This is a genomic window from Tardiphaga sp. 862_B3_N4_1 (genome assembly GCF_051811085.1).
GTDB lineage: Bacteria > Pseudomonadota > Alphaproteobacteria > Rhizobiales > Xanthobacteraceae > Tardiphaga > Tardiphaga robiniae.
Window position 1 is genome coordinate 2122143 of record NZ_JBPWQB010000002.1, and the last position, 23854, is coordinate 2145996.

General features: G+C 61.6%; 23 protein-coding genes. 9 read left to right on the forward strand and 14 right to left on the reverse strand.

The features are described 5' to 3' along the window. Window positions 1-66: 66 nt before the first annotated feature. The 4 genes from thrC to AB8B02_RS27305 all read left to right on the forward strand — a co-directional run bounded on the left by thrC (window position 67) and on the right by AB8B02_RS27305 (window position 4237). Window positions 67-1482 (forward strand): threonine synthase, encoded by a 1416-nt coding sequence (gene thrC, locus AB8B02_RS27290; RefSeq protein ID WP_231078354.1) that lies wholly within the window; start codon window positions 67-69, stop codon window positions 1480-1482. After that, the gene (locus tag AB8B02_RS27295; RefSeq protein WP_093761650.1) at window positions 1482-2771 is read left to right on the forward strand and encodes a M16 family metallopeptidase; all 1290 of its coding nucleotides are present in this window, start codon (window positions 1482-1484) and stop codon (window positions 2769-2771) included. Before thrC ends, AB8B02_RS27295 begins: the two co-directional genes overlap by 1 nt. 34 nt (window positions 2772-2805) lie before the next feature. After that, the gene (locus tag AB8B02_RS27300; RefSeq protein ID WP_175365935.1) at window positions 2806-3393 is read left to right on the forward strand and encodes a GNAT family N-acetyltransferase; all 588 of its coding nucleotides are present in this window, start codon (window positions 2806-2808) and stop codon (window positions 3391-3393) included. 154 nt (window positions 3394-3547) lie between these two features. Continuing rightward, window positions 3548-4237: a hypothetical protein gene (locus AB8B02_RS27305; RefSeq protein ID WP_439065683.1), complete on the forward strand. Its 690-nt coding sequence runs from the start codon at window positions 3548-3550 to the stop codon at window positions 4235-4237. Window positions 4238-4310: 73 nt separating this feature from the next. On the opposite strand, the gene AB8B02_RS27310 is transcribed toward AB8B02_RS27305, so the two are convergent. The 5 genes from AB8B02_RS27310 to AB8B02_RS27330 all read right to left on the reverse strand — a co-directional run bounded on the left by AB8B02_RS27310 (window position 4311) and on the right by AB8B02_RS27330 (window position 6968). Then, window positions 4311-4799: a F0F1 ATP synthase subunit B family protein gene (locus AB8B02_RS27310; protein ID WP_068732624.1), complete on the reverse strand. Its 489-nt coding sequence runs from the start codon at window positions 4797-4799 to the stop codon at window positions 4311-4313. Between the two features lie 4 nt (window positions 4800-4803). Next, window positions 4804-5373, reverse strand: coding sequence for a F0F1 ATP synthase subunit B family protein (locus AB8B02_RS27315; RefSeq protein WP_120289077.1), 570 nt, complete (start codon window positions 5371-5373; stop codon window positions 4804-4806). A 62-nt stretch (window positions 5374-5435) separates the two neighbouring features. Beyond that, window positions 5436-5663 (reverse strand): F0F1 ATP synthase subunit C, encoded by a 228-nt coding sequence (locus AB8B02_RS27320; protein ID WP_068732626.1) that lies wholly within the window; start codon window positions 5661-5663, stop codon window positions 5436-5438. A 73-nt stretch (window positions 5664-5736) separates the two neighbouring features. After that, entirely contained in the window at window positions 5737-6486 is a 750-nt protein-coding gene (locus tag AB8B02_RS27325) for a F0F1 ATP synthase subunit A (RefSeq protein WP_089266839.1), read from the reverse strand. A 104-nt stretch (window positions 6487-6590) separates the two neighbouring features. Continuing rightward, a complete protein-coding gene (locus AB8B02_RS27330; RefSeq protein WP_068732630.1) occupies window positions 6591-6968 on the reverse strand; it encodes an AtpZ/AtpI family protein in 378 nt (125 codons plus the stop codon). 274 nt (window positions 6969-7242) lie between these two features. Between AB8B02_RS27330 and AB8B02_RS27335 the strand changes: the two genes are divergently transcribed. The 3 genes from AB8B02_RS27335 to AB8B02_RS27345 all read left to right on the forward strand — a co-directional run bounded on the left by AB8B02_RS27335 (window position 7243) and on the right by AB8B02_RS27345 (window position 8825). Then, window positions 7243-7866 (forward strand): 2-hydroxychromene-2-carboxylate isomerase, encoded by a 624-nt coding sequence (locus AB8B02_RS27335; RefSeq protein WP_320446429.1) that lies wholly within the window; start codon window positions 7243-7245, stop codon window positions 7864-7866. Window positions 7867-7964: 98 nt separating this feature from the next. Further along, complete coding sequence (locus AB8B02_RS27340) at window positions 7965-8459, forward strand: hypothetical protein (protein ID WP_089266934.1); 495 nt, start codon at window positions 7965-7967, stop codon at window positions 8457-8459. A 144-nt stretch (window positions 8460-8603) separates the two neighbouring features. Continuing rightward, window positions 8604-8825 (forward strand): DUF6894 family protein, encoded by a 222-nt coding sequence (locus AB8B02_RS27345; protein ID WP_089266842.1) that lies wholly within the window; start codon window positions 8604-8606, stop codon window positions 8823-8825. A 15-nt stretch (window positions 8826-8840) separates the two neighbouring features. Here the strand turns inward: AB8B02_RS27345 and AB8B02_RS27350 are convergent, their stop codons facing one another. Next, on the reverse strand, window positions 8841-9062 hold the full coding sequence (locus tag AB8B02_RS27350) for a hypothetical protein (protein ID WP_439065684.1): 222 nt from the start codon (window positions 9060-9062) through the stop codon (window positions 8841-8843). A 31-nt stretch (window positions 9063-9093) separates the two neighbouring features. Here AB8B02_RS27350 and AB8B02_RS27355 point away from each other — a divergent pair, with 31 nt between their 5' ends. Next, window positions 9094-9564 (forward strand): secondary thiamine-phosphate synthase enzyme YjbQ, encoded by a 471-nt coding sequence (locus AB8B02_RS27355; protein WP_439065685.1) that lies wholly within the window; start codon window positions 9094-9096, stop codon window positions 9562-9564. A gap of 101 nt (window positions 9565-9665) precedes the next feature. Here the strand turns inward: AB8B02_RS27355 and AB8B02_RS27360 are convergent, their stop codons facing one another. Beyond that, entirely contained in the window at window positions 9666-11318 is a 1653-nt protein-coding gene (locus AB8B02_RS27360; RefSeq protein WP_374725619.1) for an MFS transporter, read from the reverse strand. Between the two features lie 411 nt (window positions 11319-11729). Here AB8B02_RS27360 and AB8B02_RS27365 point away from each other — a divergent pair, with 411 nt between their 5' ends. Further along, a complete protein-coding gene (locus AB8B02_RS27365; protein ID WP_439065686.1) occupies window positions 11730-12410 on the forward strand; it encodes a response regulator in 681 nt (226 codons plus the stop codon). A 120-nt stretch (window positions 12411-12530) separates the two neighbouring features. On the opposite strand, the gene AB8B02_RS27370 is transcribed toward AB8B02_RS27365, so the two are convergent. From AB8B02_RS27370 to AB8B02_RS27400, 7 genes are all read right to left on the reverse strand, one after another. After that, window positions 12531-16049, reverse strand: a complete 3519-nt coding sequence (locus tag AB8B02_RS27370; RefSeq protein ID WP_439065687.1) for a NahK/ErcS family hybrid sensor histidine kinase/response regulator — start codon at window positions 16047-16049, stop codon at window positions 12531-12533. A 113-nt stretch (window positions 16050-16162) separates the two neighbouring features. Next, window positions 16163-16492 carry a GlpM family protein gene (locus tag AB8B02_RS27375; protein ID WP_068732644.1) on the reverse strand — a complete coding sequence of 110 codons (330 nt, stop codon included), beginning with the start codon at window positions 16490-16492 and terminating at the stop codon, window positions 16163-16165. 131 nt (window positions 16493-16623) lie between these two features. Next, on the reverse strand, window positions 16624-17853 hold the full coding sequence (gene hemA, locus AB8B02_RS27380) for a 5-aminolevulinate synthase (protein WP_089266846.1): 1230 nt from the start codon (window positions 17851-17853) through the stop codon (window positions 16624-16626). A 162-nt stretch (window positions 17854-18015) separates the two neighbouring features. Continuing rightward, window positions 18016-19080 carry an MBL fold metallo-hydrolase gene (locus AB8B02_RS27385; protein WP_439065688.1) on the reverse strand — a complete coding sequence of 355 codons (1065 nt, stop codon included), beginning with the start codon at window positions 19078-19080 and terminating at the stop codon, window positions 18016-18018. Between the two features lie 87 nt (window positions 19081-19167). Beyond that, window positions 19168-20220 (reverse strand): biotin synthase BioB, encoded by a 1053-nt coding sequence (gene bioB, locus AB8B02_RS27390; protein WP_439056961.1) that lies wholly within the window; start codon window positions 20218-20220, stop codon window positions 19168-19170. 119 nt (window positions 20221-20339) lie between these two features. Beyond that, window positions 20340-22484 (reverse strand): methyl-accepting chemotaxis protein, encoded by a 2145-nt coding sequence (locus AB8B02_RS27395; protein WP_439056962.1) that lies wholly within the window; start codon window positions 22482-22484, stop codon window positions 20340-20342. A gap of 190 nt (window positions 22485-22674) precedes the next feature. Then, window positions 22675-23400 carry an outer membrane protein gene (locus tag AB8B02_RS27400; protein WP_320446438.1) on the reverse strand — a complete coding sequence of 242 codons (726 nt, stop codon included), beginning with the start codon at window positions 23398-23400 and terminating at the stop codon, window positions 22675-22677. Between the last annotated feature and the right edge of the window lie 454 nt (window positions 23401-23854).

Consider the following 23854-nt stretch of genomic DNA (forward strand, 5'->3'; position numbering starts at 1 on the left):
TGCCAGCGAAGTTTTAACCCCATTATTATCAAAGGCTTGGCGGTTTCCGCGCCTTTGGAGGACGCCTTGACGACCTATATCTCGACGCGGGGAGAGGCCCCGAAACTCGGTTTTTGCGATGTCATGCTGACCGGGCTTGCCCGCGACGGCGGCCTCTACATTCCCGAGGTCTGGCCCCAGTTGTCAGCCGAGACCATCGCGTCGCTGTTCGGCCGGCCCTATTGGGAAGTCGCCGTCGAGGTGCTCCGGCCGTTCGTGGCCGGCGAGATTTCCGACGAGGATCTCGGGCGCATGGCCAATGAGGCCTATGCCACCTTCCGCCATCCCGCCGTGGTGCCGCTCGACCAGACCGCGTCGAACCAGTTCGTGCTCGAGCTGTTTCACGGCCCGACGCTGGCGTTCAAGGACGTCGCCATGCAGCTCATCGCGCGGCTGATGGATCATGTTCTCGCCAAGCGCAATCAGCGCACCACCATCGTGGTCGCGACCTCGGGGGACACCGGCGGCGCTGCCGTCGATGCCTTCGCCGGTCGCGACAATGTCGATCTCGTCGTGCTGTTTCCGAACGGCCGCATTTCCGACGTGCAGCGTCGCATGATGACCACGACCGGCGCGTCGAACGTCCATGCGCTCGCCGTCGAGGGCCATTTCGACGATTGCCAGGCGATCGTGAAGGGCCTGTTCAACCATCACAAGTTTCGTGACGCCGTGTCGTTGTCAGGTGTGAACTCGATCAACTGGGCGCGTATCGTTGCGCAGGTGGTTTACTACTTCACCTCGGCAGTCGCCGTCGGTGCGCCTGCACGCAGCGTTGATTTCACGGTACCTACCGGCAATTTCGGCGACATCTTTGCGGGTTATGTGGCCAAGCGCATGGGTCTGCCGGTGCGCAAGCTGCGCGTCGCTGCCAACGTCAACGACATCCTCGATCGCACGCTCAAGACCGGCATCTACGAGGTGCGTGAGGTGCACGCCTCGTCGTCCCCGTCGATGGACATTCAGGTGTCGTCGAATTTCGAACGTCTGCTGTTCGAAGCCTCCGGCCGCGATGCTGCGCTGGTGCGTGGCCTGATGGATTCGCTGAAGCAGTCTGGTCGTTTCGTGCTGCCCGAGAAAGTGCTGACCGCGATCCGTGCCGATTTCGAATCCGGCCGCGCCGACGAGGACGAGACATCGGCTGCGATCCGGACCGCATGGCGCGAAACCGGCGATCTGATCGATCCGCATACCGCCGTGGCATTGGCCGTCGCCGATCGTGACACCACCGAGATGCATGTGCCCAATGTCGTGCTGTCGACAGCGCATGCAGCGAAATTCCCTGATGCGGTGGAAGCGGCGTGCGGCGTGCGGCCGGCATTGCCGGTCTATCTGGAAGGGCTGATGACGAAGCCCGAGCATATTAAGGTCATGAAGAATGACCAAAGCGATATTGAGCAGTTCGTGCTGTCGGTCAGCCGTGCTGCGAAGCAAGGAGTATCCTGATGACCGTCGAAGTTACCAAACTGCCTTCGGGCCTGACGGTTATCACCGATACCATGCCGCATCTGGAAACCGCAGCGCTCGGCGTCTGGACCGGCGTCGGTGGCCGCGATGAGAAGCCTAACGAGCACGGCATCTCGCATCTGCTTGAGCACATGGCGTTCAAGGGCACCAAGAAGCGTTCGTCGCGCGAGATCGTCGAGGAGATCGAGGCGGTTGGCGGCGATCTCAATGCCGCGACCTCGACCGAAACCACAGCCTATTACGCCCGCGTGATGAAGGCCGATGTGCCGCTCGCGCTCGACGTGCTCTCCGACATTCTCGCCAATCCGACATTCGTGCCGGATGAGCTGGAGCGCGAGAAGAGCGTGATCGTGCAGGAGATCGGCGCGGCGCAGGATACGCCGGACGATGTCGTGTTCGAACACCTCAACGAGCTCTGCTATCCCGACCAGCCGATGGGCCGTTCGCTTCTGGGCACCGCCAAGACGCTGAAAGGTTTCGACCGCGACATGCTGCAGAGCTACCTGTCCACGCATTATCGCGGGCCGGACATGGTGGTAGCTGCAGCCGGCGCCGTGAATCATCGCCAGGTCGTGCATGAAGCCGCTGATCGCTTTTCCAGCTTCGAAGGCACGGCTGCGCCGAAGCCGCAGCCGGCGATGTTCGGCAAGGGCGGCTCGCGTGTGGTCAATCGCGATCTTGAACAGGCGCATCTGACGCTGGCGCTGGAAGGCTTGCCGCAATCGGACCTGTCGCTGTTCAGCCTGCAGGTCTTTACGAACATTCTCGGCGGCGGCATGTCCTCGCGGCTGTTCCAGGAAGTGCGTGAGAAGCGCGGCCTCTGCTATTCGATCTACACCTTCCACGCGCCCTATACCGACACCGGCTTCTTCGGCCTCTATACCGGCACCGATCCCACCGATGCGCCGGAGATGATGGAAGTCATCGTCGATGTCATCAACGAGTCGGTGGAGACATTGACCGAAGCCGAAATCGCGCGCGCCAAGGCGCAGATGAAGGCCGGTCTGCTCATGGCGCTGGAGAGCTGCAGCTCGCGCGCCGAGCAATTGGCGCGGCACATGCTGGCCTATGGCCGTCCGCTCACCGTGGAAGAGCTCGTCCAGCGCATCGATGATGTCAGCGTGGAATCGACCCGCAACGTCGCCCGTGGCCTGCTGACGCGCAGCCGTCCGGCCGTGGCGGCGCTCGGCAGCGGCCGGGGGCTGGACACGGCGGTGGCTTTTGCGGAAGGATTGACCCGCGCCAAGGACAAGAGCCTGCTCCACTAGGCAGGTGAGGTCCGAGGCATCAGGGAGCGAGCCTATGGCCCTGTTTCGTTTGCCATCAAGCATGCCGGCGGCGCTGGCGCCGCGCGGCTACGGCGTTGCATTGCGCGCGCCCGTGATGAGCGATTTTCCGCAATGGGCCGATCTGCGTGAGCTGAGCCGGGGTTATCTCACGCCGTGGGAGCCGATCTGGCCGTCAGACGACCTGACGCGCTCCGGCTTTCGCCGCCGGCTGCGCCGCTATGCCGACGATGCGTCCGCCGATCGCGCCTATCCGTTTCTGGTGTTTCGCGAGTCCGATGGCACGCTGCTGGGCGGCGTGACGCTCGCCAACGTGCGCCGGGGCATCGTCCAGGCCGGCACCATCGGCTACTGGGTCGGCCAGCCCTATACCGGGCAGGGCGTCATGACCGCGGCGCTGCGGGTGCTATTGCCGACCTTGTTTGGCGAGTTGAACCTGCACCGCATCGAGGCGGCCTGTATTCCCAGCAACCTGCCGTCGGTGCGGGTGCTGGAGAAGTGTGGCTTCTCGCGCGAGGGACTGGCGCGGCGTTATCTCTGCATCAATGGCATCTGGCAGGATCACCTGCTTTACGGCATGCTGCATGAGGACTTCCGCGGGTAGTCGTGTTGCAACGCGATGTCCGGATGTGGCGCAATGGCGCGCATCTGTCCTGTCTCAAGCGCCTTGGGTTCGCCGCCATTGCGCTGTTATAAGGCCCTGCGCACGCCTTGGGCGGGGCAGCGCAAACGACTGAATTTCCGGGGATATCTTCACAATGCGCAACATTCGTTCGATGCCGATCAGCGGCCGCACCGGCGCGCTCCGCGGCCTGCTGGTGATCACTGCAGCAAGCCTGACGCTGGCCGGTTGCGGCGGCGGCAGCATGTTCGGCGGCGGTTCGCCGAGCAGCAGCAGCGGCGGCGGCAGCCCGTCGATGACCGATCGCTTCACCCAGTTGTTTTCGGGCAAGTCCACCGAGGTCGGCGCGCCGCAATCGCCGCAGACCGATGAGAACGATCTGACCTGCCCGAGCGTCAGCATCCGGCCGGGCGCCTCGACCTATGCGGTCGGCGCTGCGGGCAAGCCTGCGGTCGGCAACGATTTGGCTTTCCAGGCCACCATCACCCGGACAGCGCGCTCCTGCGATCTCAATGGCGGTCAGATCTCGGTCAAGATCGGCATCCAGGGCCGCGTCATCGTCGGGCCGGCCGGCGCGCCAGCAGTGGTCGATGTGCCGCTGCGTGTCGCCGTGGTGCAGGAAGGCGTGACGCCGAAGACCATTGCCACCAAGGTGTTCCAGACCAATGTGCAGATAGGCAGCGAGACCAGCGTGCCGTTCAGCCTGGTCGGCGAAGATCTCGTCTATCCCGTGCCGACGGGCACTGCAGGCGATTCCTACATCTTCTATATCGGCTTCGATCCGCAGGCCCTGAAATCGCAGACGCCCGCACGCAAGCGGCGCTAAGGGGTTATCCGAGCCAACAAAAAAAGCCGGCGCGATCATCTCGCGCCGGCTTTTTTAGTTTGAAGTCTTTCGCTTAGTTCAGCTTGGAGCGAACTTCGCCGATACCCTTGGCGATCAGGTCGTCGGCCACCGAGCCCTTTACCGACTGCGACAGTACCGAGGCTGCGGCATTCACTGCGGCTTCGGCTGCGGCTGCGCGAACATCTGCGATAGCCTGGGCTTCCGCCATCGCGATCTTGCCCTCTGCGCTCTTGGTGCGGCGAGCGACAAAATCTTCCATCTTGGTCTTGGCTTCCGCGGCAATGCGCTCGGCCTCTTCCTTGGCGGACGTGATGATGTCCTGCGCTTCGCGCTCGGCCGCTGCATGACGCTTCTTGTAGTCTGCGAGCAGCGCGGCGGCTTCATCGCGCAGGCGACGGGCGTCGTCGAGTTCCTGCTTGATGCGGACGCTGCGGTGATCGAGCGCCGTCAGGATGGTGCGGTGAATACCGAACCAGCCGAACACCGCCATCAGAAGGACAAAAGCGACGGCGACCCAGAATTCAGCTTGAAGTCCGAACATCCGTTTATCCTTTCAGCGACGCGTCGAGCGCGGCGTTGACGGCGCCTGCATCCGGGCTGATGCCCGTCAGGCGTTCGACGATCGCCGAGGCCGTGTCCGCAGCAATGCTGCGCACATTGCCCATCGCCGTTGCGCGGGTGGTGGCAATGGTCTGCTCCGCTGCAGCAAGCTTGCTGGCAAGGCTCTCTTCGAGCTTCGCCTTGGCCTGCTCCTGTTCTGCATTGAGCTTCTCACGAACTTCGGTCGCCATCGCCTGCGCCTTGGCGCGAGCATTGGCGAGTTCGGTTTCGTAAGCCTTCAATGCAGCGTCGGAATCGCCCTTGAGCTTGGCGGCTTCGTTCAGGTCCGTATCGAGAACCTGCTGACGGGCCGCAAGCACGCCGCCGACGCGGGGCAGCGCCAGACGCGACACGATCAGATAGAGCAAGCCGAACGCGATCGCGAACGACACCAGCTGTGAAGCGAAGGTGTTGCTCTCGAACGGCGGAAACGACGCCTTGTGACCACCGTCTGCCGCAGTGTGTGCGGCAGTCCCGTGATCGGCGCCCTTGGATTTGCCCTGACCTTCAGCCACAGCAGTCTCCTTATCGATCGGAAGCGCTCCAGGACGGAGCGGCAACCGGATCCGTTTTCAGCTTAGACGGCGAACAGCAGCAGCAGCGCGATCAGCAGCGAGAAGATGCCGAGCGCTTCGGTCACGGCGAAGCCGAAGATCAGGTTAGCGAACTGGCCCTGGGAAGCCGACGGGTTGCGGAGCGCACCGTTGAGGAACTGGCTGAAGATCATGCCGACGCCGATGCCAGCGCCACCCATGCCGAGACAAGCAATGCCGGCGCCGATGTACTTCGCTGCGATGGGATCCATAGTAAAACTCCTTCTTGGGATAGGGGATTAAGACAGTTGAGGGGTGGAATTCCGCCAGAACACTAAAACGCGGTTAGTGGCCCGGATGAAGTGCGTCGTTGAGATAGATGCAGGTCAGGATCGTGAACACATAGGCCTGCAGGAAGGCGACCAGCAGTTCCAGCGCGGTCAGCGCCGTGGTCATGGCCAGCGGCAGCACCGAACCGAAAATGCCGAGTGCGCCGAGTGCGCTCAGCGAGGTCACGAAGCCGGCAAAAACCTTCAGCGTGATGTGGCCGGCCAGCATGTTGGCGAACAGACGGACCGAATGCGACACCGGGCGGGACAGGAACGAGATCACCTCGATCACCGTAACCAGCGGCAGGATGTAAATCGGAATACCGTGCGGCACGAACAGCTTGAAGAAGCCGAGACCGTTTTTGTAGAGGCCGTAGAGCAGCACGGTCAGGAACACCATCAATGCCAGCGCGACGGCGACGATCAGATGGCTGGTGACGGTGAAGGTATAGGGGATGATGCCGATCAGATTCGCCGTGAGGATGAACATGAACAGCGAGAACACGAACGGGAAGAACTTCATGCCTTCTTCGCCGATGCTACTGCGCACCGTATTCGACACGAATTCGAAGGACAGCTCGGCGACCGACTGGAAGCGGCTCGGGATCAGCGCACGTCCGGCGCTGCCGCCGATCATCAGCAGCGACACGACGGCGACGGCGCCGAACATATAGGCCGATGAGTTGGTGAAGGCGATTTCCTGATTGCCGATATGGCCCAGGGTGAAGATCTTGTGGATCTCAAATTGATGGATCGGATCGGCCATCCACGTCGGTCTTTCAATTCGGCCGGAACGTCCGGCGTTTCCTTGCCGGACAGCCGGCACTCAAATGCTGCGCCAACGACGCAGAGGTCTTGGGCGCGAATTTCTTATTCCGCTTTTTTTCCGACCCCAGCCGAGCGCATCACGTTCATCACGCCGGCGACGAAGCCGAGCAGCATGAGAACGATCAGCCCCCACGGCGATGTCGACAGCAAACGATCGAAGCCCCAGCCCAGAATCGTTCCGACGACGACGCCCGCGACCAGTTCCGAAGAAAGACGGAGACCCACTGCCATGGCCGATGCCCTGGACTGCGCGTTTCCGCTTCCAGTTTCGGATTGGTCAGTCTGGAGTTTGCGCTCATCCTGAAGTTTGGACAGACGCTGATTCAGACTTCCGAGCCTTGCGGAAAGCGCAGCCTCATCGGGAGACGATTTGCCATCGTTTCCGCGTTCACTGTCATCGTCCCGTGTGCCGTTCGTCATGCTTGCGACACTCGAAATAACGCTGCAAATGCTGGAAATAACGCCCCGTCACCCTTCAAAGCCGGGCGGACCATACTTAGCGCATCTTGCCAAGTCAAGATTCGCTGATCGCCTGTTAGTGCTTTGATTCATTTGATTTTATTGACGAAATTCGAATCCCGCTGCGCGGGATCGCCGCAGCGCAAGAATGACTTTCGAGGTGATCTATCTTGCACGGCGCAGGGCGCTCTGTTGGAGTACCGCAGAGTTTGAAAACGCCCCGCCGGAGCCCGGAATGTCTCAAGAGATCGACTACTATTTTTCGCTGCCATCGCCCTGGGCCTATATCGGCCACACGCTCTTTCGCGATCTCGTAAGTACTTATGATCTCAAGGTGAATCATAAACCGGTATTTCTCGGTGATCTGTTTTCGGAAACCGGCGGCCTTCCACTCGGCAAGCGTCATCCGGTGCGGCAGCGCTACCGGATGCTTGAATTGCAGCGCTGGCGCGACAAACGCGGTCTCGATTTTCATCTGCAGCCGAAAAACTGGCCATTCGATGGCCGACTCGCTGATGGTCTGGTGATCGCGGCGCTCGAGGCTGGACACGATCCGGACCCGTTCCTGCGCCGTGCATTTCCCGCGGTCTGGGAAGGTCAGCTCAATCTCGGCGACACGGCCGTGCTGACCAGGCTGGCGGATGATTCGGGGCTGCCGGGCGCGAAACTGCTAGAGCGCGCAGCGTCCAGCGATGTGGCTGCGATATACGAACAGAACCGTCAGGAGGCGATTGCGGCTGACGTGTTCGGCTCGCCGGCCTATGTGCTCAACGGTGAAGTATTTTGGGGCCAGGACCGGCTCGAATTGCTGGCTGATGCGTTGAAGACGAAGCGAGCGCCTTTCAAATCTCAAATCTGAGCACATCTGAGAGTAAAGGCGGCTATCGCCCCGAACTCGCAACGCGGAGCATCTCCATGAAGAATGCTGTGGTGCGTTTTGCCTCCCCCGGACAGCCCATGCGGTACGCTGCGCGGGTTGGCGCGGTGCTGATGGCTGGGATCGTCAGTGCGTCTGCGCAGGCCCTCCCGGACATCGAGAATGGCCGTTATTCGCTGTCGCCGATCGCTGAAGGCGTCATCCGCCTGGATACCCGCACCGGCACGGTTTCGACATGCACGGATAAGGGATCCGGCTGGGCCTGCTATGTCTTGCCGGATGAACGTGCCGCGCTCGATACCGAGATAGGGCGGCTGCAGAGGGACAACGACAGACTGAAGGCGGAGCTTGCCCAGCGTGGTCCAGCCGTCGCCGGCAAGACCGATGAAGCGCTCCCTAAGCAGGATTCGCTGAAGCCCGGAAAACCAGGGAGTGCGGACGGCGAGAGGAAGATCGAGATTCCGCTGCCGAGCGAACGCGATGTCGATCGGGTGATGGCCTTTGTCGAAAACGCGTGGCGACGCCTTGTCGATATGGCAAGCCGCATCCAGCGCGATTCCAGCGGGAAAATCTGAGCGCTGCGAGTTTCGCGCCGGATGGCAGTGCTCACATTGTTGATTGGTATGATGCGCAGCGCCTTTTGCCGCGATATCGAGAATAATTCGGTACTAGCAGAGAGGAGCCAAATCGTACGTTTTTCGACTTAAGGGAGCACTTTGATGCCGAGATTTTATTTTGATCTCGTCGATGGGACGACCGTGCCCGACGCTTCCGGGCAGATTTTGCGCAATGAATTGCTGGCCGCTGAGGTCGCCGACAAGCTCGCAGGCGATATTTACAAGATCAGGCCCGAGCTCCGCGGCAAGCACTTCGCCATTTCCGTCCGCAACGAAGAGGGCGAGGAAATTCACCGCGCAGATGTGGTTAGCTCTGACGATTAACGCAGTGCGCAGCTCTTATTTGCGGTCGAGCCCGATATCGTCGCCATCGCCATGGATGGCGTCGCGGTCGGCTTGATCGGTCTTGTCTGCGTCCTTAATCACCGCTTTCTCCTGCGCGCGCTGTTCGTCCTTGCGTGGCCCCGGCCCCGGAATGTCCCTTGATGTTTTAAGCTTCATGGCGTTTTCCCTTGTCCATCCTGATTGAAGTGGGAACGCCATCTCGGCGTTTTGGTTCATCAGAAGATCCACCAGTCGAAAGGTTCGCGTCGTGACATCAGCCAGATCCATCACGCACAGCGCGCTGTCTGCAGTTCGCATCGAATCCGTCGTGTCGTCGCTACTGACGGTGCAGACATCCGGTGCGGGTTTCGTCGATCTGACCCGCGAGGCCGGCAAATTCCTGAGCGAGATCGGGGCCCGTGAAGGTGCGTTGACGCTGTTCGTCCGCCATACCTCAGCGTCGCTCACCATCCAGGAAAACGCCGATCCTTCCGTGCTGGTCGATCTCATGACAACGCTCGATCGTCTTGCGCCTCAGGATTTTAACTGGACGCACGATACAGAGGGTCCCGACGATATGCCGGCGCATGTTCGTACCATGCTGACCGCAACCTCGCTGCACATCCCGGTTCTGTCAGGCAAGCTCGCGCTTGGAACCTGGCAGGGGATCTATCTGATCGAACACCGCGCCCGCCCGCATCGCCGCGAGGTGGTGCTGCAGTTCGTCGGCGCGACCTGACGCTCGCAGATCTGCCGAAACAAAAAAAAGGCCGCGGATTGCTCCGCGGCCGGTTTGTCGTCGTCGTGTCAGCCGGCAGCCAGGCTGCCGGTTGGGCGAGATTAGTTCGCGCTGATATCGACGTCCTTGGTCTCCGGCAGGAAGAAGAAGCCGACGACCACGGTGATTGCCGCGAAGATGATCGGGTACCACAAGCCGGCATAGATATCGCCGGTCGAGGCCACGATGGCGAAGGCGGTCGCCGGGAGAAGTCCGCCGAACCAGCCGTTGCCGATGTGGTAGGGCAGCGACATCGAGGTGTAGCGGATCTTGGTCGGGAACAGTTCGACCAGCATTGCCGCGATCGGCCCGTAGACCATGGTCACGAACAGCACCAGGACGAACAGCAGTCCGATCACCGCCGCGACCTGCGGACGGAAGATATCGAACGGATGCGCCATCTTCACGATCTGCGCGTCGCCCGCCTTGGGATAGCCCGCCGCCTGAACCGCTGCGAGAACCTGCGGGTTCGACGCTGCAGCCGCGGTGTAGGGCACGTCCTTGCCGTTGACGACGACCTTCACGCCCGAGCCCGCTGCACCGTACGCGGTCGAGTACTTGACCGACGACTGGGCCAGATAGGCGCGGGCCGTATCGCAAGGCGTGGAGAACACGCGGGTGCCGACCGGGTTGAACAGATCGCCGCAAAGCGCGGGATCTGAAACGACTTCCACCTTCACGGTCTCGATCGCCTTTTCCAGAGTCGGGTTGGCGTTGGTGGTGATCATCCGGAAGATCGGGAAGAAGGTCAGCGCTGCGATCAGGCAGCCTGCCAGAATGATCGGCTTGCGGCCGATCTTGTCGGACAGGGCGCCCCAGAACACGAAGAAGCCGGTGCCGAGCAGCAGCGACCACGCGATCAGGAGATTCGCGGTGTAACCGTCGACCTTGAGGATCGATTGCATGAAGAACAGCGCGTAGAACTGGCCGGTGTACCAGACCACGCCCTGGCCCATCACGCCGCCGAACAGTGCGATCAGCACGATCTTGGCGTTGCTCCAGTTGCCGAAGGCTTCGGTGAGCGGAGCCTTGGAGCCCTTGCCCTCGTCCTTCATCTTCTGGAACACGGGCGATTCATTCAGGCGCAGACGGATCCAGACCGAGATGCCGAGCAGAACCACCGAGACCAGGAACGGAATGCGCCAGCCCCAGGCTGCGAATTCAGGCTCGCCTAGCGCCGACCGCGTGAACAGGATCACGAGCAGCGACAGGAACAGGCCGAGCGTGGCCGTGGTCTGAATGAACGACGTGTAGTAGCCGCGCTTGCCGGCCGGCGAGTGTTCCGCCACATAAGTTGCCGCGCCGCCATATTCGCCGCCGAGCGCAAGGCCCTGCAGCAGGCGCAGGCCGATCAGGATGATCGGAGCCGCGATGCCGATGGTCGCTGCATTAGGCAGAATGCCGACGATGAAGGTCGACAGGCCCATGATGAGGATAGTGACGAGGAACGTATACTTGCGGCCGACGATGTCGCCGACGCGTCCGAACACGATGGCGCCAAACGGACGAACGATAAAGCCCGCGGCGAAGGCCAGCAGCGCGAAGATGTCGCGCGTGGCCTGATTGAACATCGGCAGCTTGGTGGCGGGATCGATCACGCCGAAGAACTGCGCGCCGATGATGCCGGCAAGCGAGCCGAACAGGTAGAAGTCATACCATTCGAAAACAGTGCCGAGCGATGACGCGAAGATGACGAAGCGTTCGTCCTTCGTCATCCCTTGGGCTTTCGCCGATGTTGCTGCGATGGTGGACATGTTTGAATCGCTCCCCAAATCCGTTGCAAAATTTATTGTGGCTTCTCGCTCGCTGCGCCGAACTTCTGTCGGCTCATTGCAGAGAACTTCGATGCAAAAGGTAGCATTGCGGGGAAATGCGACCCAATACGACTTTAGGCCGTGCGCAAGGGGCTGCGCGCAGACGTCGCAGTGGCGAAAACGTCCTTCCGGACGTGCGCGTGCATATGAAATATTGCGGCGCACAATGGCCCGCGTTCACCAATTTACCGCGTGGCAGCATTAGATGCTTGCAAGACGTTGTCGCGCGGGGGACACTTGTGGCGAAATGCGCTTTTGCGCGTCGTCTCAACGCGGTCGCTGGTTCGCCGCAAGATTTTTGCATGGATTTTGATGACCGTTATCGCTCCCTCGCGCCTCATTATTGCCGACGATCATCCGTTGTTCCGCGGTGCATTGCGGCAGGCGGTCAGTAGTGTGCTGCCGACGACCACGGTCGAGGAAGCCGGTACGTTCGAGGATCTGACCAAACTGCTGGAACAGGATTCCGACGTCGATCTGATCCTGCTCGATCTGTCGATGCCCGGGATATCAGGATTCTCGGGACTGATTTACCTCCGAGCACAGTATCCCGCGATTCCGGTGGTTATCGTCTCCGCCAGCGATGACGTCGGTACGATCCGCCAATCGCTGGACTTTGGCGCGTCAGGCTTCATTCCAAAGCGCTTCGGCGTCGATACGCTGCGCGATGCCATCGTGCGCGTGATGGATGGCGACGTCTGGGTTCCACCGGACGTCGACATGTCCGCAGCGGCCGATCCGGAAATGAGCAAACTGCGCGATCGGCTGGTGACGCTGACGCCGCAGCAGGTCCGCGTGCTGATGATGCTGTCGCAAGGACTGCTCAACAAGCAGATCGCCTATGAGCTCGGCGTGTCCGAGGCGACCATCAAGGCGCATGTCTCGGCGATCCTGCAGAAGCTCGGCGTCGAGAGCCGCACCCAGGCGGTGATCGCCGCGGCAAAAATAGCCGGCGGCCAGTGGCGCCAGGGCGAACAGACGCCGCAGCAGTAGCGACATCGCTCCGGCCTCATGGTGAGGAGGCGCACTTGCGCCGTCTCGAACCATGAAATGCTAAGACACCATCCTTCGAGACGCGACGAAGATGTCGCTCCTCAGGATGAGGGCAGAGCCCTATTCCGCCGCGATCATCTGCTGCGTGCGCCACTGCCCGAGCAGTGCGCGCAGCGACGCCGGTTTGACCGGCTTGTTCAGCACCGCGATCTTGTCCTGGCGCGCGGCGGACTGCACATGCGGGCTGCGGTCAGCAGTGATCAGGATGGCCGGAATTTCCTTGCCGAAGCGGTTGCGGATTTCCCGGATCGCGGCGACGCCGTTGCCGCGGTCGAGATGATAATCGACGAGGAGGCCCGTGAGGCGGCGGCCCGAGCCCTGGATTTCGGCAATCGCGTTCATCGCGGCTTCCGGATCAGGGACTGCGACGACCTCGGCTCCCCAGGCCTGAAGTAGCGTCTTCATGCCATCGAGAATCGCCATGTCGTTCTCGATACAGACAACGAGCGTGCCCGACATCGGTGACTTCGACAGCGGCGTCGCGCTGGTGACCGCGGTGGTGTGATTGATCGCCTTGGCCACCGGCACCGTCACCGAGAAGAACGAGCCGCCGCTGCGATTGGAGTCCAGCGCGATGCCGTGATTGAGCACATGCGCGAGGCGCTTGACGATCGACAGGCCGAGCCCGAGGCCACGCGCGATCCGCGCACCCTGTTCGAGCCGGTGAAATTCCTTGAAAATCTCGCCGCGCTTGAGGATCGGAATGCCGACGCCGGTATCGTAGATGCCGATCTGCAAGGCCTTGCCGCGGCGCCGGCAGCCGACCAGGACGCGGCCATGCGGCGTGTATTTGATCGCGTTCGAGATCAGGTTCTGCAGCAGACGCCGCAGCATCAGGCGATCGGATTCCACGGGCAATGAGCACGGCACGAATGTGAGCTTGACGCCGCGGGCGTGTGCAATCGGTGCATATTCGATCTCAAGCGAGCGCATCAGGTCGCCGATGCGGAAACTGGAAATCGCGGGACTCATGGCGCCGGCATCGAGGCGCGAGATGTCGAGCAGCGCTCCGAGGATTTCCTCGATGGCCTCCAGCGAGTCGTCGATATTCTCGACCAGCCGGGCATCCTCGCCGCCGCTCTTTCGTTCGACCAGGCTGGTGACATAGAGCCTTGCGGCGTTGAGCGGCTGCAGAATGTCGTGGCTGGCGGCGGCCAGAAAGCGAGTCTTGGAGATATTGGCGTCTTCCGCAGTGCTCTTGGCGAGCGCCAGTTCGGAGTTCAACCGTGTCAGTTCCTCGGTGCGGTCGCGGACTCGTTTTTCCAGCGTAGCATTGGCGCGCTCCAGCGCTTCCGCTGCCTCGAAGCTGGGCGTGACGTCGGAGAAGGTGAGCACGAGCCCGCCGTCGGGCATTTTATTGGTACGTACTTCGATGACGATCTGGCGATCCTGAAGACGTTCAAGATAAGGCTCGCCCTCGGTGGTGTAGGCAGCCAGCCGCGCCTGTGTCAGGGTTTCGTTGTCGCCATAAGGCGACGCGCTCTGGATGCCGATGAATTCCAGAATCTCCCGGAGCGGAATGCCGATCTGCACGATCTGCGGTGGGAGGCCGAGCAGTTCGCCGAACTGCCGGTTGGAGACGATCAGCTGCAGGTCGGGGTTGAAGACGGCGATGCCCTGGCGGACGTGATTGAGCGCAGTCTGCAGGATCTCGCGATTGAAATGCAGCGCCGCATGCGAATCGTCGAGCAGCTTCAGCGCCGCCTTGGCCGACACCGTGCGCTTGCGCAGCAGCAGCGACATCACCACCCGGGACGAGGCTGCGCCGATCGATGACGCGATCAGATATTCTGCATGCTGCAGCAGTTCGAAATCCGCAGGTGCGGCCGGATCGAGATCGACACGGCGACGCGTGGCGAAAGCATCGAAGGATTCGCGCGCGCGGTCCGGGCCGAGATATTGGGTCACGGTGCTGAGGATATCCTGCACCGTGACTGTGGTCCGCCAGCGCCGGAATGCCGGTGTGATCGGCGCCAGCGTATTCGGCACGAAGACATCGGCCTGCAGCCGTTCGATCGACGACGGCGCCCGCATCAGCGACAGCACGATATAGGTCAGGATATTGAGCGACAGGCTCCAGAGTGTGCCGTGCAGCAGCGGCGGCAATTCAGTGCCGAGCAGATCCTGCGGCCGCAACGCCTCGATGCCGAACGGGCCGTGCTGCAGGAACAGGACGCCTGCGGTGCTGCCTTCAAGGAAGCTCGGGATGAACAGCGTATAGGCCCACACGAAGAAGCCGACCACCATGCCGCCCATGGCGCCGCGGGCGGTCGCGCGCCGCCAGATCAGCCCGCCAAAGAAAGCTGGAGCTAGTTGCGCAATGGCGGCAAATGACAGCAGGCCGATGGCGGCCAGTTGCGTATTGCCGAGTGCGCGGAAATAGAAATAGGCCATCACCATGATGGCGAAGATCGAAAACCGTCTTGCCTTGAGCAGGAAGTTGCCGAAGTCGGTCTGCTCATTCTGAGTCTGTGGCCCGCGCCGCAAGACCAGTGGCAACACGATATCGTTGGACACCATAATGGCCAGCGCAACGCATTCGACGATCACCATCGCGGTGGCAGCCGACAAGCCGCCGATGAACACAGCCATGCTGAGCGCGCTGGAGCCGGCCTCGATCGGCAGCGCCAGTACATACATGTCGCTGTCGACGGCGCCGAACGGAAAGGTCACGAGGCCCGCCAGGGCGATCGGAATGACGAACAGGTTGATGGCGATTAGATAGGTGGGAAACAGCCAGCGCGCGCGGCTCACTTCGGAGTCGCTGGAATTCTCGACGACGCTGACGTGGAACTGCCGGGGCAGCAACATGATGGCGCAGAACGACAGCAGCACCATCGTGAGGAAATTGCCGAACGACGGCACATAGTTGATGGCGCGCATCGCCTCCGGTGTCTTCATCGCGCGCTCGACCAGCTCCGAGGGGCCGAACATCCAGAATGTCACGAAGGCGCCGGCGATGATGAACACCACCAGCTTGACGATGGATTCGGTAGCCACGGCGAGCATCAGGCCGTGCTGATGCTCGGTCGCGTTGGTCTGCCTTGTGCCGAACAGGACAGCGAACATCGCCATGGCAAGAGTCACGACCAGCGCCATATCGCCGACGATGGGAACGCCGGCAATGGCCTTGTCCTCGCCGAGGATCGTTTCCAGCGACGATGCGACGGCTTTCAGCTGCAGCGCAATGTACGGAACCGAGCCGATGATGGCGATCACGGCGACGGTGGCGGCGACGGCCTGGCTCTTGCCGTAACGTGCGGCGATAAAGTCGGCGATCGAGGTGATGTTCTGGGTCTTGGCGAGATGGATTACACGCCGCAGCACGGGCGAGAAGAAGGCAAAGAACAGGATCGGGCCGACATAGATCGCGAGGAAATCCACGCTGGTCCGGCTGGCCACGCCGACCGAGCCGAAGAACGTCCATGACGTGCAATAGATCGCCAGCGACAGCGGATAGATGACGGCCTTGGCGCGGCCGCTCTGGAACAGCGCGATCCGGTCGCCATAGCTGGCGACGCAAAACAGAAATCCGATGTAGCAGAGGGCGGCAACAATCACGCCCCAGTCGTGCAGCATCGTGCGTGCTCCCTTTGGCGGGCGCAAGCCCGTCCGTCAGGCGAAAATCTAGCCGGTTGCGCCGGTGCAGGCGACAGGGATTTGGCCGGACGCCGGGGAATGCCGGATTGTCGTTAAATCCAGCGCGGGCCGAAAAAGGCGATCAGGATAATGAACAGCCACGCGGTCACGCCGGCCAGCAGAGCGAGGCGGTAATCGAACGTGCCGACCGTGAGATAGCAGATGCCGAGAAAAGCGAGATAGGCCGGAATGGTCTTCGCGCCGGCCATGCAGGCTTCCCGGAAGCCTGCGCTGTCGCCTTTTGCGCCGACGATGAGGAGCGCAATGATCGCAAAGGTCGGAAACAACGGCAGAATGCCGGGCAGCGTGTTGCCCCGTTTGGACAACCAGGCAATCAGGGCGGTGAGCAGTCCGCCGAGAATACCTTTCCAGATGATGTCCATAATGGTGACTCGTTTGAGGCGGGCGCCGTTCTCTCCGCGTCATTGCGAGGAGCATAGCGACGAAGCAATCCAGTCTTCGCTTCGGGCCTCTGGATTGCTTCGCTGCGCTCGCAATGACGGCCGTGAGAGGATTACTCCGCTGCCAGCGCCTTGGTGCGCAGTGGCAGGCCGAGTTCATCCCACACCTGCAGCAGCGATTCCGCGAGGTGATCGATCAGCACGTCGTCGTGATAGGGCGACGGCGTGATGCGGAGGCGCTCGGCGCCCTTGGCGACGGTCGGGTAGTTGATAGGCTGGATGTAGATGCCGTGATCTTCGAGCAGCAGATCGCAGGCCTTCTTGCAAAGTTCGGCATCGCCGACGAACACCGGCACGATATGGGTGTCGGTGGACATCACCGGAATGCCGGCCGCGGTGAGGATCGCCTTGACCCGCGCGGCGCGGTCCTGATGACGCTCACGCTCCCAGCTTGAGCTCTTCAGGTGTTTGATCGCTGCGGTCGCGGCCGAGCAGATCGCCGGCGGGAGCGCGGTGGTGAAGATAAAGCCCGGCGCATAGGAGCGCACGGCATCCACAATGTCCTTGTTTGCTGCGATATAGCCGCCGAGGCAGCCATAGGCCTTGGCCAGCGTGCCTTCCAGTACGTCGATGCGGTGCATCACGCCGTCGCGCTCGGCGATGCCGCCGCCGCGTGGGCCATACATGCCGACCGCATGGACTTCATCGACATAGGTCATCGCGCCGTAACGTTCGGCGAGATCGCAGATCGCAGCCAGCGGCGCGACGTCGCCATCCATCGAATACAGACTCTCGCAGGCGATCAGCTTCGGACGCGCGGGATCTGCAGCCTTTAGCAGTTCCTCGAGATGCGCGACGTCGTTGTGACGGAACACGACGCGGTCGCAGCCGGCCTGCCGGATGCCTTCGATCATCGAGTTATGATTCAGTGCGTCGGACAGGATCAGGCAATTCGGCATCAGCTTGGCGAGCGTGGAAATGCCGGTCTGGTTCGAGACATAGCCAGAGGTGAACAGCAGTGCGGCCTGCTTGCCGTGGAGGTCCGCGAGTTCTTCCTCGAGCTGCACCAGCGGATGATGGGTGCCTGCGATATTGCGGGTCCCGCCGGCACCGGTGCCGACGCGGGTCGCGGTCTCGACCATGGCGCCAACCACTTTGGGGTGCTGGCCCATGCCGAGATAATCGTTGGAGCACCAGATCACGACATTCCGCGGACCTTGCGGCGTGTGCCAGACCGCATGCGGGAACCGACCGGCAATGCGCTCGAGGTCGGCGAAGACACGATAGCGGCGCTCGTCATGCAAACGATTGAGCGCGTCACTGAAGAACTTGCTGTAATCCATCGCAAAAGACCCAAAAACGAAACCCGAACCCAGCGTCAGGTGCGTTTTAGAGCTTTTCCAGCTTGGCTGTCGAGGCGCAATTGGTCAATTTGACCAAGCGCCGCAGCTTTTGATGTGCATCAAGAGCCTGAGGTCGTTCACGAATTTTTGCTGCGCTGCAGGTTACGCCGATTTGAACCGCAGCATGCCATCGGCGCCCATTGTCGAGGTCAGCCGCTTCTGCGCCAGCATGTGATTGACGTGGGCGATCAATTCGCCGGCGGCAAATCCGGTCTGGTGGGCATCCAGCTTGTGCTTGTGAAACACCACCGGCACCAGTTCGGCCGAGGTCTTGCCGGTATCCTTGCATGCGGCGGCGATCATCTGGCAGCGCTCTTCGTGATGGTCTGCGAGCTGCTCGATGCGAATCTTGAGGCCATGAAACGGCACGCCGTGACCCGGGAGCACGAGCACGTCATCGGGCAGCGTATCGGCGAGGCGCTTCAGCGAATGCAGATAGGAGCCGAGCGAATTCTCGTCGGGCTCATGCGCCCAGACGCTGACATTGGGCGAGATCTTGCTGAGCACCTGATCAGCCGACAGGAACAGTTTGTCGGCCTCGCAATACAGCATCACCTGATCCGGCGAATGGCCGGCGCCGGTGAGCACGCGGAAGGTGCGCGTGCCGATCACGAGATCGTCGCCATCGGACAGCCGGCGATAGGCCGCCGGCAGCGGCACCGTCTTCTTCAGATACTCCTGGCCGCGGCCGAGCAATTGCTCGGTGATATCTGCATCCATGCCGTGGCGATGGAAGAACTGCCGCATATTGACGATGCGCTCTTCGGTGCGGCGGTGCTGGTGATAGACGCCCTGCAGATATTCGACTTGCGACATATAGAACGGGCAGTTGAACCGCTGCACCATCCAGCCGGCCTGGCCGACATGATCGGGATGCGCGTGGGTGACAATCACCTTGCTGATCGGCTTGCCCTTCAGCGGACCTTCGAACAGTTTCGTCCATGCAGCGATGGTGGCGTCATTGCCGATGCCGGTATCCACCATGGCCCAGCCGTCGCCGTCGGCGAGCAGATAGATGTTCACATGGTTGAGGCGAAACGGCAGGTCGAGCCGGATCCAGAGAACGCCCGGAGCAATTTCGACCACCTGATCGGTCCCGGGATGGTTCTCCCAGGGATAGCGGAGGTCATCGGCTGGCTTTGTGCTGGCGTCTGTTTTCGAATGCATCGGTTCTGTCACAATGTCCTTTTCATCCGGCTTAGCGGGCCAAGGACCCCTGCGCCAGCACAAATTCGGCTGGCGCAGGGCATGGGTTTATGCGCTGGCGCGCATATCGGCCTGTGCTGAAGCGGTAACCGGCGGAGTCGGCGTGCTCTTTCCGCTCACGTCGTCGAGCCGCGAGGTCATGCCCAGCCGGTCCAGCAGGTTGGCGTCGCGGTCGGTCTGGGGGTTCTTCGTGGTCAGCAGCACGTCGCCGATGAAGATGGAATTGGCGCCGGCGACGAAGCACAGTGCCTGCAATTCATCGGTCATATATTGCCGTCCGGCGGAAAGCCGCACCACGCTCTTCGGCATCATGATACGCGCCACGGCAATCATGCGGACCAGCGCGATCGGATCCGGGCGTTCGGCGGTGTCGTTGACCGGCACACCCTTCACCTCGTTCCACATATTGATCGGCACGCTGTCCGGATGATGCGGCAGGTTCGCCAGCAGCATCAGCATGCCCAGACGATCCTCGACCTGCTCGCCCATGCCGATGATACCGCCGCAGCAGACCTTGAGGCCCGCATGGCGCGCCCGCGCCAATGTCTCGATGCGATCTTCCATCGTGCGCGTGGTGATGATCTTGCCGTAGAATTCTGGCGAGGTATCGACATTGTGATTGTAGAAGTCGAGCCCGGCGTCCTGCAGGCGCTTGGCCTGATCTTCCGTGAGCATGCCCAGCGTCGCGCAGGTCTCGAGGCCGAGATCCTTCACCGCACTGACCATGTCGCAGACGCGGTCGAGATCCTTGTCCTTGGGATTGCGCCAGGCTGCGGCCATGCAGAAGCGGCTCGCACCGGCATCCTTTGCGCGCTGCGCCGTGGCAACCACGGCGTCGCGGTCCATTAGCTTGGTCGCCTTGACGTCAGTGTTGTAGTGCGCGCTTTGCGAGCAATAACCGCAATCTTCCGCGCAGCCGCCGGTCTTGATGCTGAGCAGGCTCGCGGTCTCGACGTGATTCGGATCGAAATTGCTGCGGTGGGTGCTCTGCGCCTGAAAAATCAGGTCTGCAAACGGCAAATCATAGAGTGCCTGGGCTTCATGGCGTTGCCAGTCGTGGCGCAGTTCGGTCGATGTCCATGCAGAGGGAGTTGGGGGCATTCACGCAATCCTTACATTCTGCGCAGCCACCGATCATGGGCTGCTGTGAAAGCAGTCCATGATTTTGAGGGTTGGAGCAATGACGCTGGCCGGGTGCAGCCATGCGCTGGATTGTCGCCTTAGGCCGCGCGGATACTCGACAGGAATTCGTCGATTTCACCACGAAGAACGTCGGCCTCGCGGCGCAGTTCACCCGAGGCGCCGAGCACGTCGTTGGCAGCCGTGCCGGCCTGCGTCGATGCATCGCTGACACCGACGATGTTGCTCGACACTTCGCTGGTGCCGCCCGCGGCATGCTGGATGTTGCGCGCGATCTCGCGTGTTGCCGCACCTTGCTGTTCGACGGCGGTGGCGATGGCGGCACTCACATGATTGATCTCGGCGATGGTCTGCCCGATGTTGCGGATCGCTCCGACGGCGGTGGACGTGACCTGCTGCATCGAGACGATCTGCGTGCGAATCTCGTCGGTGGCCTTTGCGGTCTGATCGGCAAGGCTCTTCACTTCCGAAGCCACCACGGCGAAGCCCCGGCCTGCGTCGCCCGCGCGTGCCGCCTCGATGGTCGCGTTGAGCGCCAGGAGGTTGGTCTGCGACGCGATGGTCTGGATCAGATCGATCACCACACTGATGCGATTGGCGTTGTCGGCCAAGCCCTGCATCGTTACATCGGTTTCGCCGGCCTCGTTGACGGCCTTTGCGGCGATTTCGGTTGACGTGACGACCTGTCGGCTGATCTCGTTGATCGATGACGACAGTTGCTCGGTCCCGGCCGACACCGTCTGGACGTTCACCGAGGTTTCCTCTGCGGCCGACGCGACGGCGCTGACCAGCGCGCTGGAACGATCGGCCGTAGCCGTCATGCTCTGTGCGGTCGATTGCATGGAATCGGCCGAGCTCTGCAGCTTCTCCAAAGCGGTGCGCACCTTGCTCTCGAAGTCGACGATGCGGGCTTCGATGCGCGACGTGCGTTCGCCCTTGGCGATGCGGTCCCGATCCTGCTCCGCGCTGAGCGTGCGGGCGTTGATCATGCTGTCGCGGAACACTTCGAGCGTGCCTGCCATCGCCGCGATTTCGTCCTGCTGGCGGCTGCGGGCGATCTCGGTGTCGAGATCTCCGCTGGACAGCCGCTGCATCGCGCGCTGCAATTGCGCGAGCCGGCGCAGGATGCTGCGGCCGACATAGAGCCAGACGAACAATGCCGATCCGATCAGCGTCAGCGCGCCGAGGCCGAGCATCACCTGCGTCGCCAGCGTGATTGTCGTCTGTGCCTGTGTCGTGGCGGCATCGGTTTCGCTGCGTACCTTGTCGACCAGTTGCTTGACGCTCATGCCGAGGCCGACATTGAGCTTGCGCGTCTCGTCGAGAATGAGTTCGCCATATTCGACGGTGTCCATCTCTTTCTGGCGCACCTTGAAGACGCTGTTTTTGCCGTCGCCGATCGCCAGCAGCTGCAGGGCGGCTTCCTTGAGTTCTTTGGTCCCTTTGATGCCGACGAGGGCATCGAGATTCGATTTGACGCGAGCTTGTGCGGCCTTGAAGTTGTCTTCGATCGGAGAGAGCGCTTCGGACGAGCCGGCCGACAGTGCGGCCATCAGATCGGACGAGATCAGGTTGGTGCTGGCGACGACCTCGCCGACCTGCACGATGACTCGCGCGGCTTCGCCCGAATCTTCGGCCGAGAAGACTGTTGCCCGCAGCGTGTCGTTCATCACGTTCTGGGCGTCGGTGGCGGCTGGCTCCGACATCTTGACGAAGTTTGCTGCAGCGGCGCGCAGGGAGTCGTATTGCTTCTGATGCTGGGCGACGGCGTCGAGGCGTTCCTGGGTGGCAGCGCCAAGGCTGCGAATCGTGTCTTCGATGTTCTTGACGGTATCGGCCAGGGCGGCGACCACGGCCTTGTCGGCGCCGAGCTTGGCGATGGTGTCGAGCTTCTCGACTGCAATCTTGTGCGTATCCCGCATGCGCTGCGAGCGTTCCTTCAGAACGTCGGGGCTGCTCGATGCCAGCAGCATCGGGCCCTGGCTGGCAAGGCTCTCGCTGGCGGTGGCCAGTTGAAGGCTGGCGGTCAGTTTCGGAATGTCCCGGCCGTTCAGGTCCGTCATCATGCCGCCGAGCTGACCGAGAATCATGCCGGCACCGGCACTGATCAGGATCGCCATGCCCGCGATAACAGCGAAGGCGGCGAACAGGCTGCCGCGAATGCCCCAACGGGGCCGCGAGAAACGAAACCGTCCGAATTTTCCGATGAATGACGTCAGTGCCATTGATTCCCCCCGCGTCCACCGTCCTGGTGGCGGATCGCGTAGAGAGTATGTAGGTACCGGGTTAATATTCGGGTAAATCGGCAACCTTTGGCTGTCGCGGGGCTTGCGAGGTTACCAAAGGGTAAAACGAAAAAGGCCGGCGTTTCCGCCGGCCTTTCCGTAGTTAAGAGCCTGAAATCAGGCGCGAAGCTCAGTACTTCGCAACAACCGGGCCACCCCAGTTGAAGCGGTAGTTCAGGCCGGCCTTGACGGTGTGCTCGTCGTTCTTGGAAGAACCGAAAGCAACCAGAGCGGTCGGAGCCGAGAACTGGGTCTTGCCGAAGTCGTAGTACTGGTACTCGACCTTGCCCGACCAATTCTGGGTGAACAGGTATTCGAGGCCGGCGCCGACGGTGTAACCGTCATGCTTGGTGCCAGCTGCGAAAGCAACCGGTGCGCCAGCAACGTTGACCAGGGATTCGCTGTAGTCCGAGTAAGCGTAGCCGCCCTTCACGTAGAGCAGTGCCGGACCCCAAGTGTAACCGATGCGACCGGTGACCGAGCCGAGGCCCTTCTGGTTCAGGTTGTAGGTGAGGCCGGTGCCGGCGAACAGCACGTTGGTGTTGTTCGAACCAACCCAGCTGTACTGACCTTCGATACCAACGACCCAGTTCGGAGCGAACTGGTAGTCAGCGCCGATCTGCAGACCGCCGAGGAAACGGCCGTCCGAATTGTCGGAGGTGCCGCCGAAGCCGTTCGAACCGTTGAACGCGCCGCCGACGTGACCGCCGATGTAGAAACCGGTCCAGTTGTAGATCGGAGCGGCAACGTAAGCCGGAGCCTTGGTGTAGGGACGAGCAGCCAGATCAGCGGCCATTGCCGGAACCGAGGCGCCCAGGGCGATCAGGGCGACGGTGCCCATCAGGAAGTTCTTCATTTTCTTCTTCTCCAGAAAACCATTTTAGAGCGAGAGCGCGTTCGCTCCGTCTATGGCGTGGACTTAGACAGCTTTTGCGTAAAATGCTGTCACCCATTCGCCACAGCAATCGACAACCCGACACGATCTGGATTGGCGCAACGGCATGCTTATCGACGCCTTAATAAAAGCTGAAAGATGCCTTAATTTACAGAGGTTTGGCGGACCAGCTTACCTGCTCGCGCTAACCCGCAGCAGTTTGGTTTTGCTCTAGATCGATTTATTGTGATCGGCAAAACCGCAGCGCTTTATCTGCATCGGCTGCAACCCCGCATCACGTTTGGAACGTCTCAAACCGCTGTGCGAATGCCGGCTGCGTGATGACACCGACCGGTCTGTCATGGGAAACAAAAAACGCGCGATCCGTTAGATGTTTGCGTGGTGTCGGTCGGCGCCTCCGGGAATGGAATCGCGT

What these genes read in the sequence shown, in the direction of transcription:
- AB8B02_RS27295 (WP_093761650.1), top strand. Translation starts at nt 1,482, where the DNA reads ATGACCGTCGAAGTTACCAAACTGCCTTCGGGCCTGACGGTTATCACC.
- AB8B02_RS27300 (WP_175365935.1), top strand. Translation starts at nt 2,806, where the DNA reads ATGGCCCTGTTTCGTTTGCCATCAAGCATGCCGGCGGCGCTGGCGCCG.
- AB8B02_RS27305 (WP_439065683.1), top strand. Translation starts at nt 3,548, where the DNA reads ATGCGCAACATTCGTTCGATGCCGATCAGCGGCCGCACCGGCGCGCTC.
- AB8B02_RS27310 (WP_068732624.1), bottom strand. Translation starts at nt 4,799, where the DNA reads ATGTTCGGACTTCAAGCTGAATTCTGGGTCGCCGTCGCTTTTGTCCTT.
- AB8B02_RS27320 (WP_068732626.1), bottom strand. Translation starts at nt 5,663, where the DNA reads ATGGATCCCATCGCAGCGAAGTACATCGGCGCCGGCATTGCTTGTCTC.
- AB8B02_RS27325 (WP_089266839.1), bottom strand. Translation starts at nt 6,486, where the DNA reads ATGGCCGATCCGATCCATCAATTTGAGATCCACAAGATCTTCACCCTG.
- AB8B02_RS27330 (WP_068732630.1), bottom strand. Translation starts at nt 6,968, where the DNA reads ATGACGAACGGCACACGGGACGATGACAGTGAACGCGGAAACGATGGC.
- AB8B02_RS27335 (WP_320446429.1), top strand. Translation starts at nt 7,243, where the DNA reads ATGTCTCAAGAGATCGACTACTATTTTTCGCTGCCATCGCCCTGGGCC.
- AB8B02_RS27340 (WP_089266934.1), top strand. Translation starts at nt 7,965, where the DNA reads ATGCGGTACGCTGCGCGGGTTGGCGCGGTGCTGATGGCTGGGATCGTC.
- AB8B02_RS27345 (WP_089266842.1), top strand. Translation starts at nt 8,604, where the DNA reads ATGCCGAGATTTTATTTTGATCTCGTCGATGGGACGACCGTGCCCGAC.
- AB8B02_RS27350 (WP_439065684.1), bottom strand. Translation starts at nt 9,062, where the DNA reads ATGAACCAAAACGCCGAGATGGCGTTCCCACTTCAATCAGGATGGACA.
- AB8B02_RS27360 (WP_374725619.1), bottom strand. Translation starts at nt 11,318, where the DNA reads ATGACGAAGGACGAACGCTTCGTCATCTTCGCGTCATCGCTCGGCACT.
- AB8B02_RS27365 (WP_439065686.1), top strand. Translation starts at nt 11,730, where the DNA reads ATGACCGTTATCGCTCCCTCGCGCCTCATTATTGCCGACGATCATCCG.
- AB8B02_RS27370 (WP_439065687.1), bottom strand. Translation starts at nt 16,049, where the DNA reads ATGCTGCACGACTGGGGCGTGATTGTTGCCGCCCTCTGCTACATCGGA.
- AB8B02_RS27375 (WP_068732644.1), bottom strand. Translation starts at nt 16,492, where the DNA reads ATGGACATCATCTGGAAAGGTATTCTCGGCGGACTGCTCACCGCCCTG.
- hemA (WP_089266846.1), bottom strand. Translation starts at nt 17,853, where the DNA reads ATGGATTACAGCAAGTTCTTCAGTGACGCGCTCAATCGTTTGCATGAC.
- AB8B02_RS27385 (WP_439065688.1), bottom strand. Translation starts at nt 19,080, where the DNA reads ATGCATTCGAAAACAGACGCCAGCACAAAGCCAGCCGATGACCTCCGC.
- bioB (WP_439056961.1), bottom strand. Translation starts at nt 20,220, where the DNA reads ATGCCCCCAACTCCCTCTGCATGGACATCGACCGAACTGCGCCACGAC.
- AB8B02_RS27395 (WP_439056962.1), bottom strand. Translation starts at nt 22,484, where the DNA reads ATGGCACTGACGTCATTCATCGGAAAATTCGGACGGTTTCGTTTCTCG.
- AB8B02_RS27400 (WP_320446438.1), bottom strand. Translation starts at nt 23,400, where the DNA reads ATGAAGAACTTCCTGATGGGCACCGTCGCCCTGATCGCCCTGGGCGCC.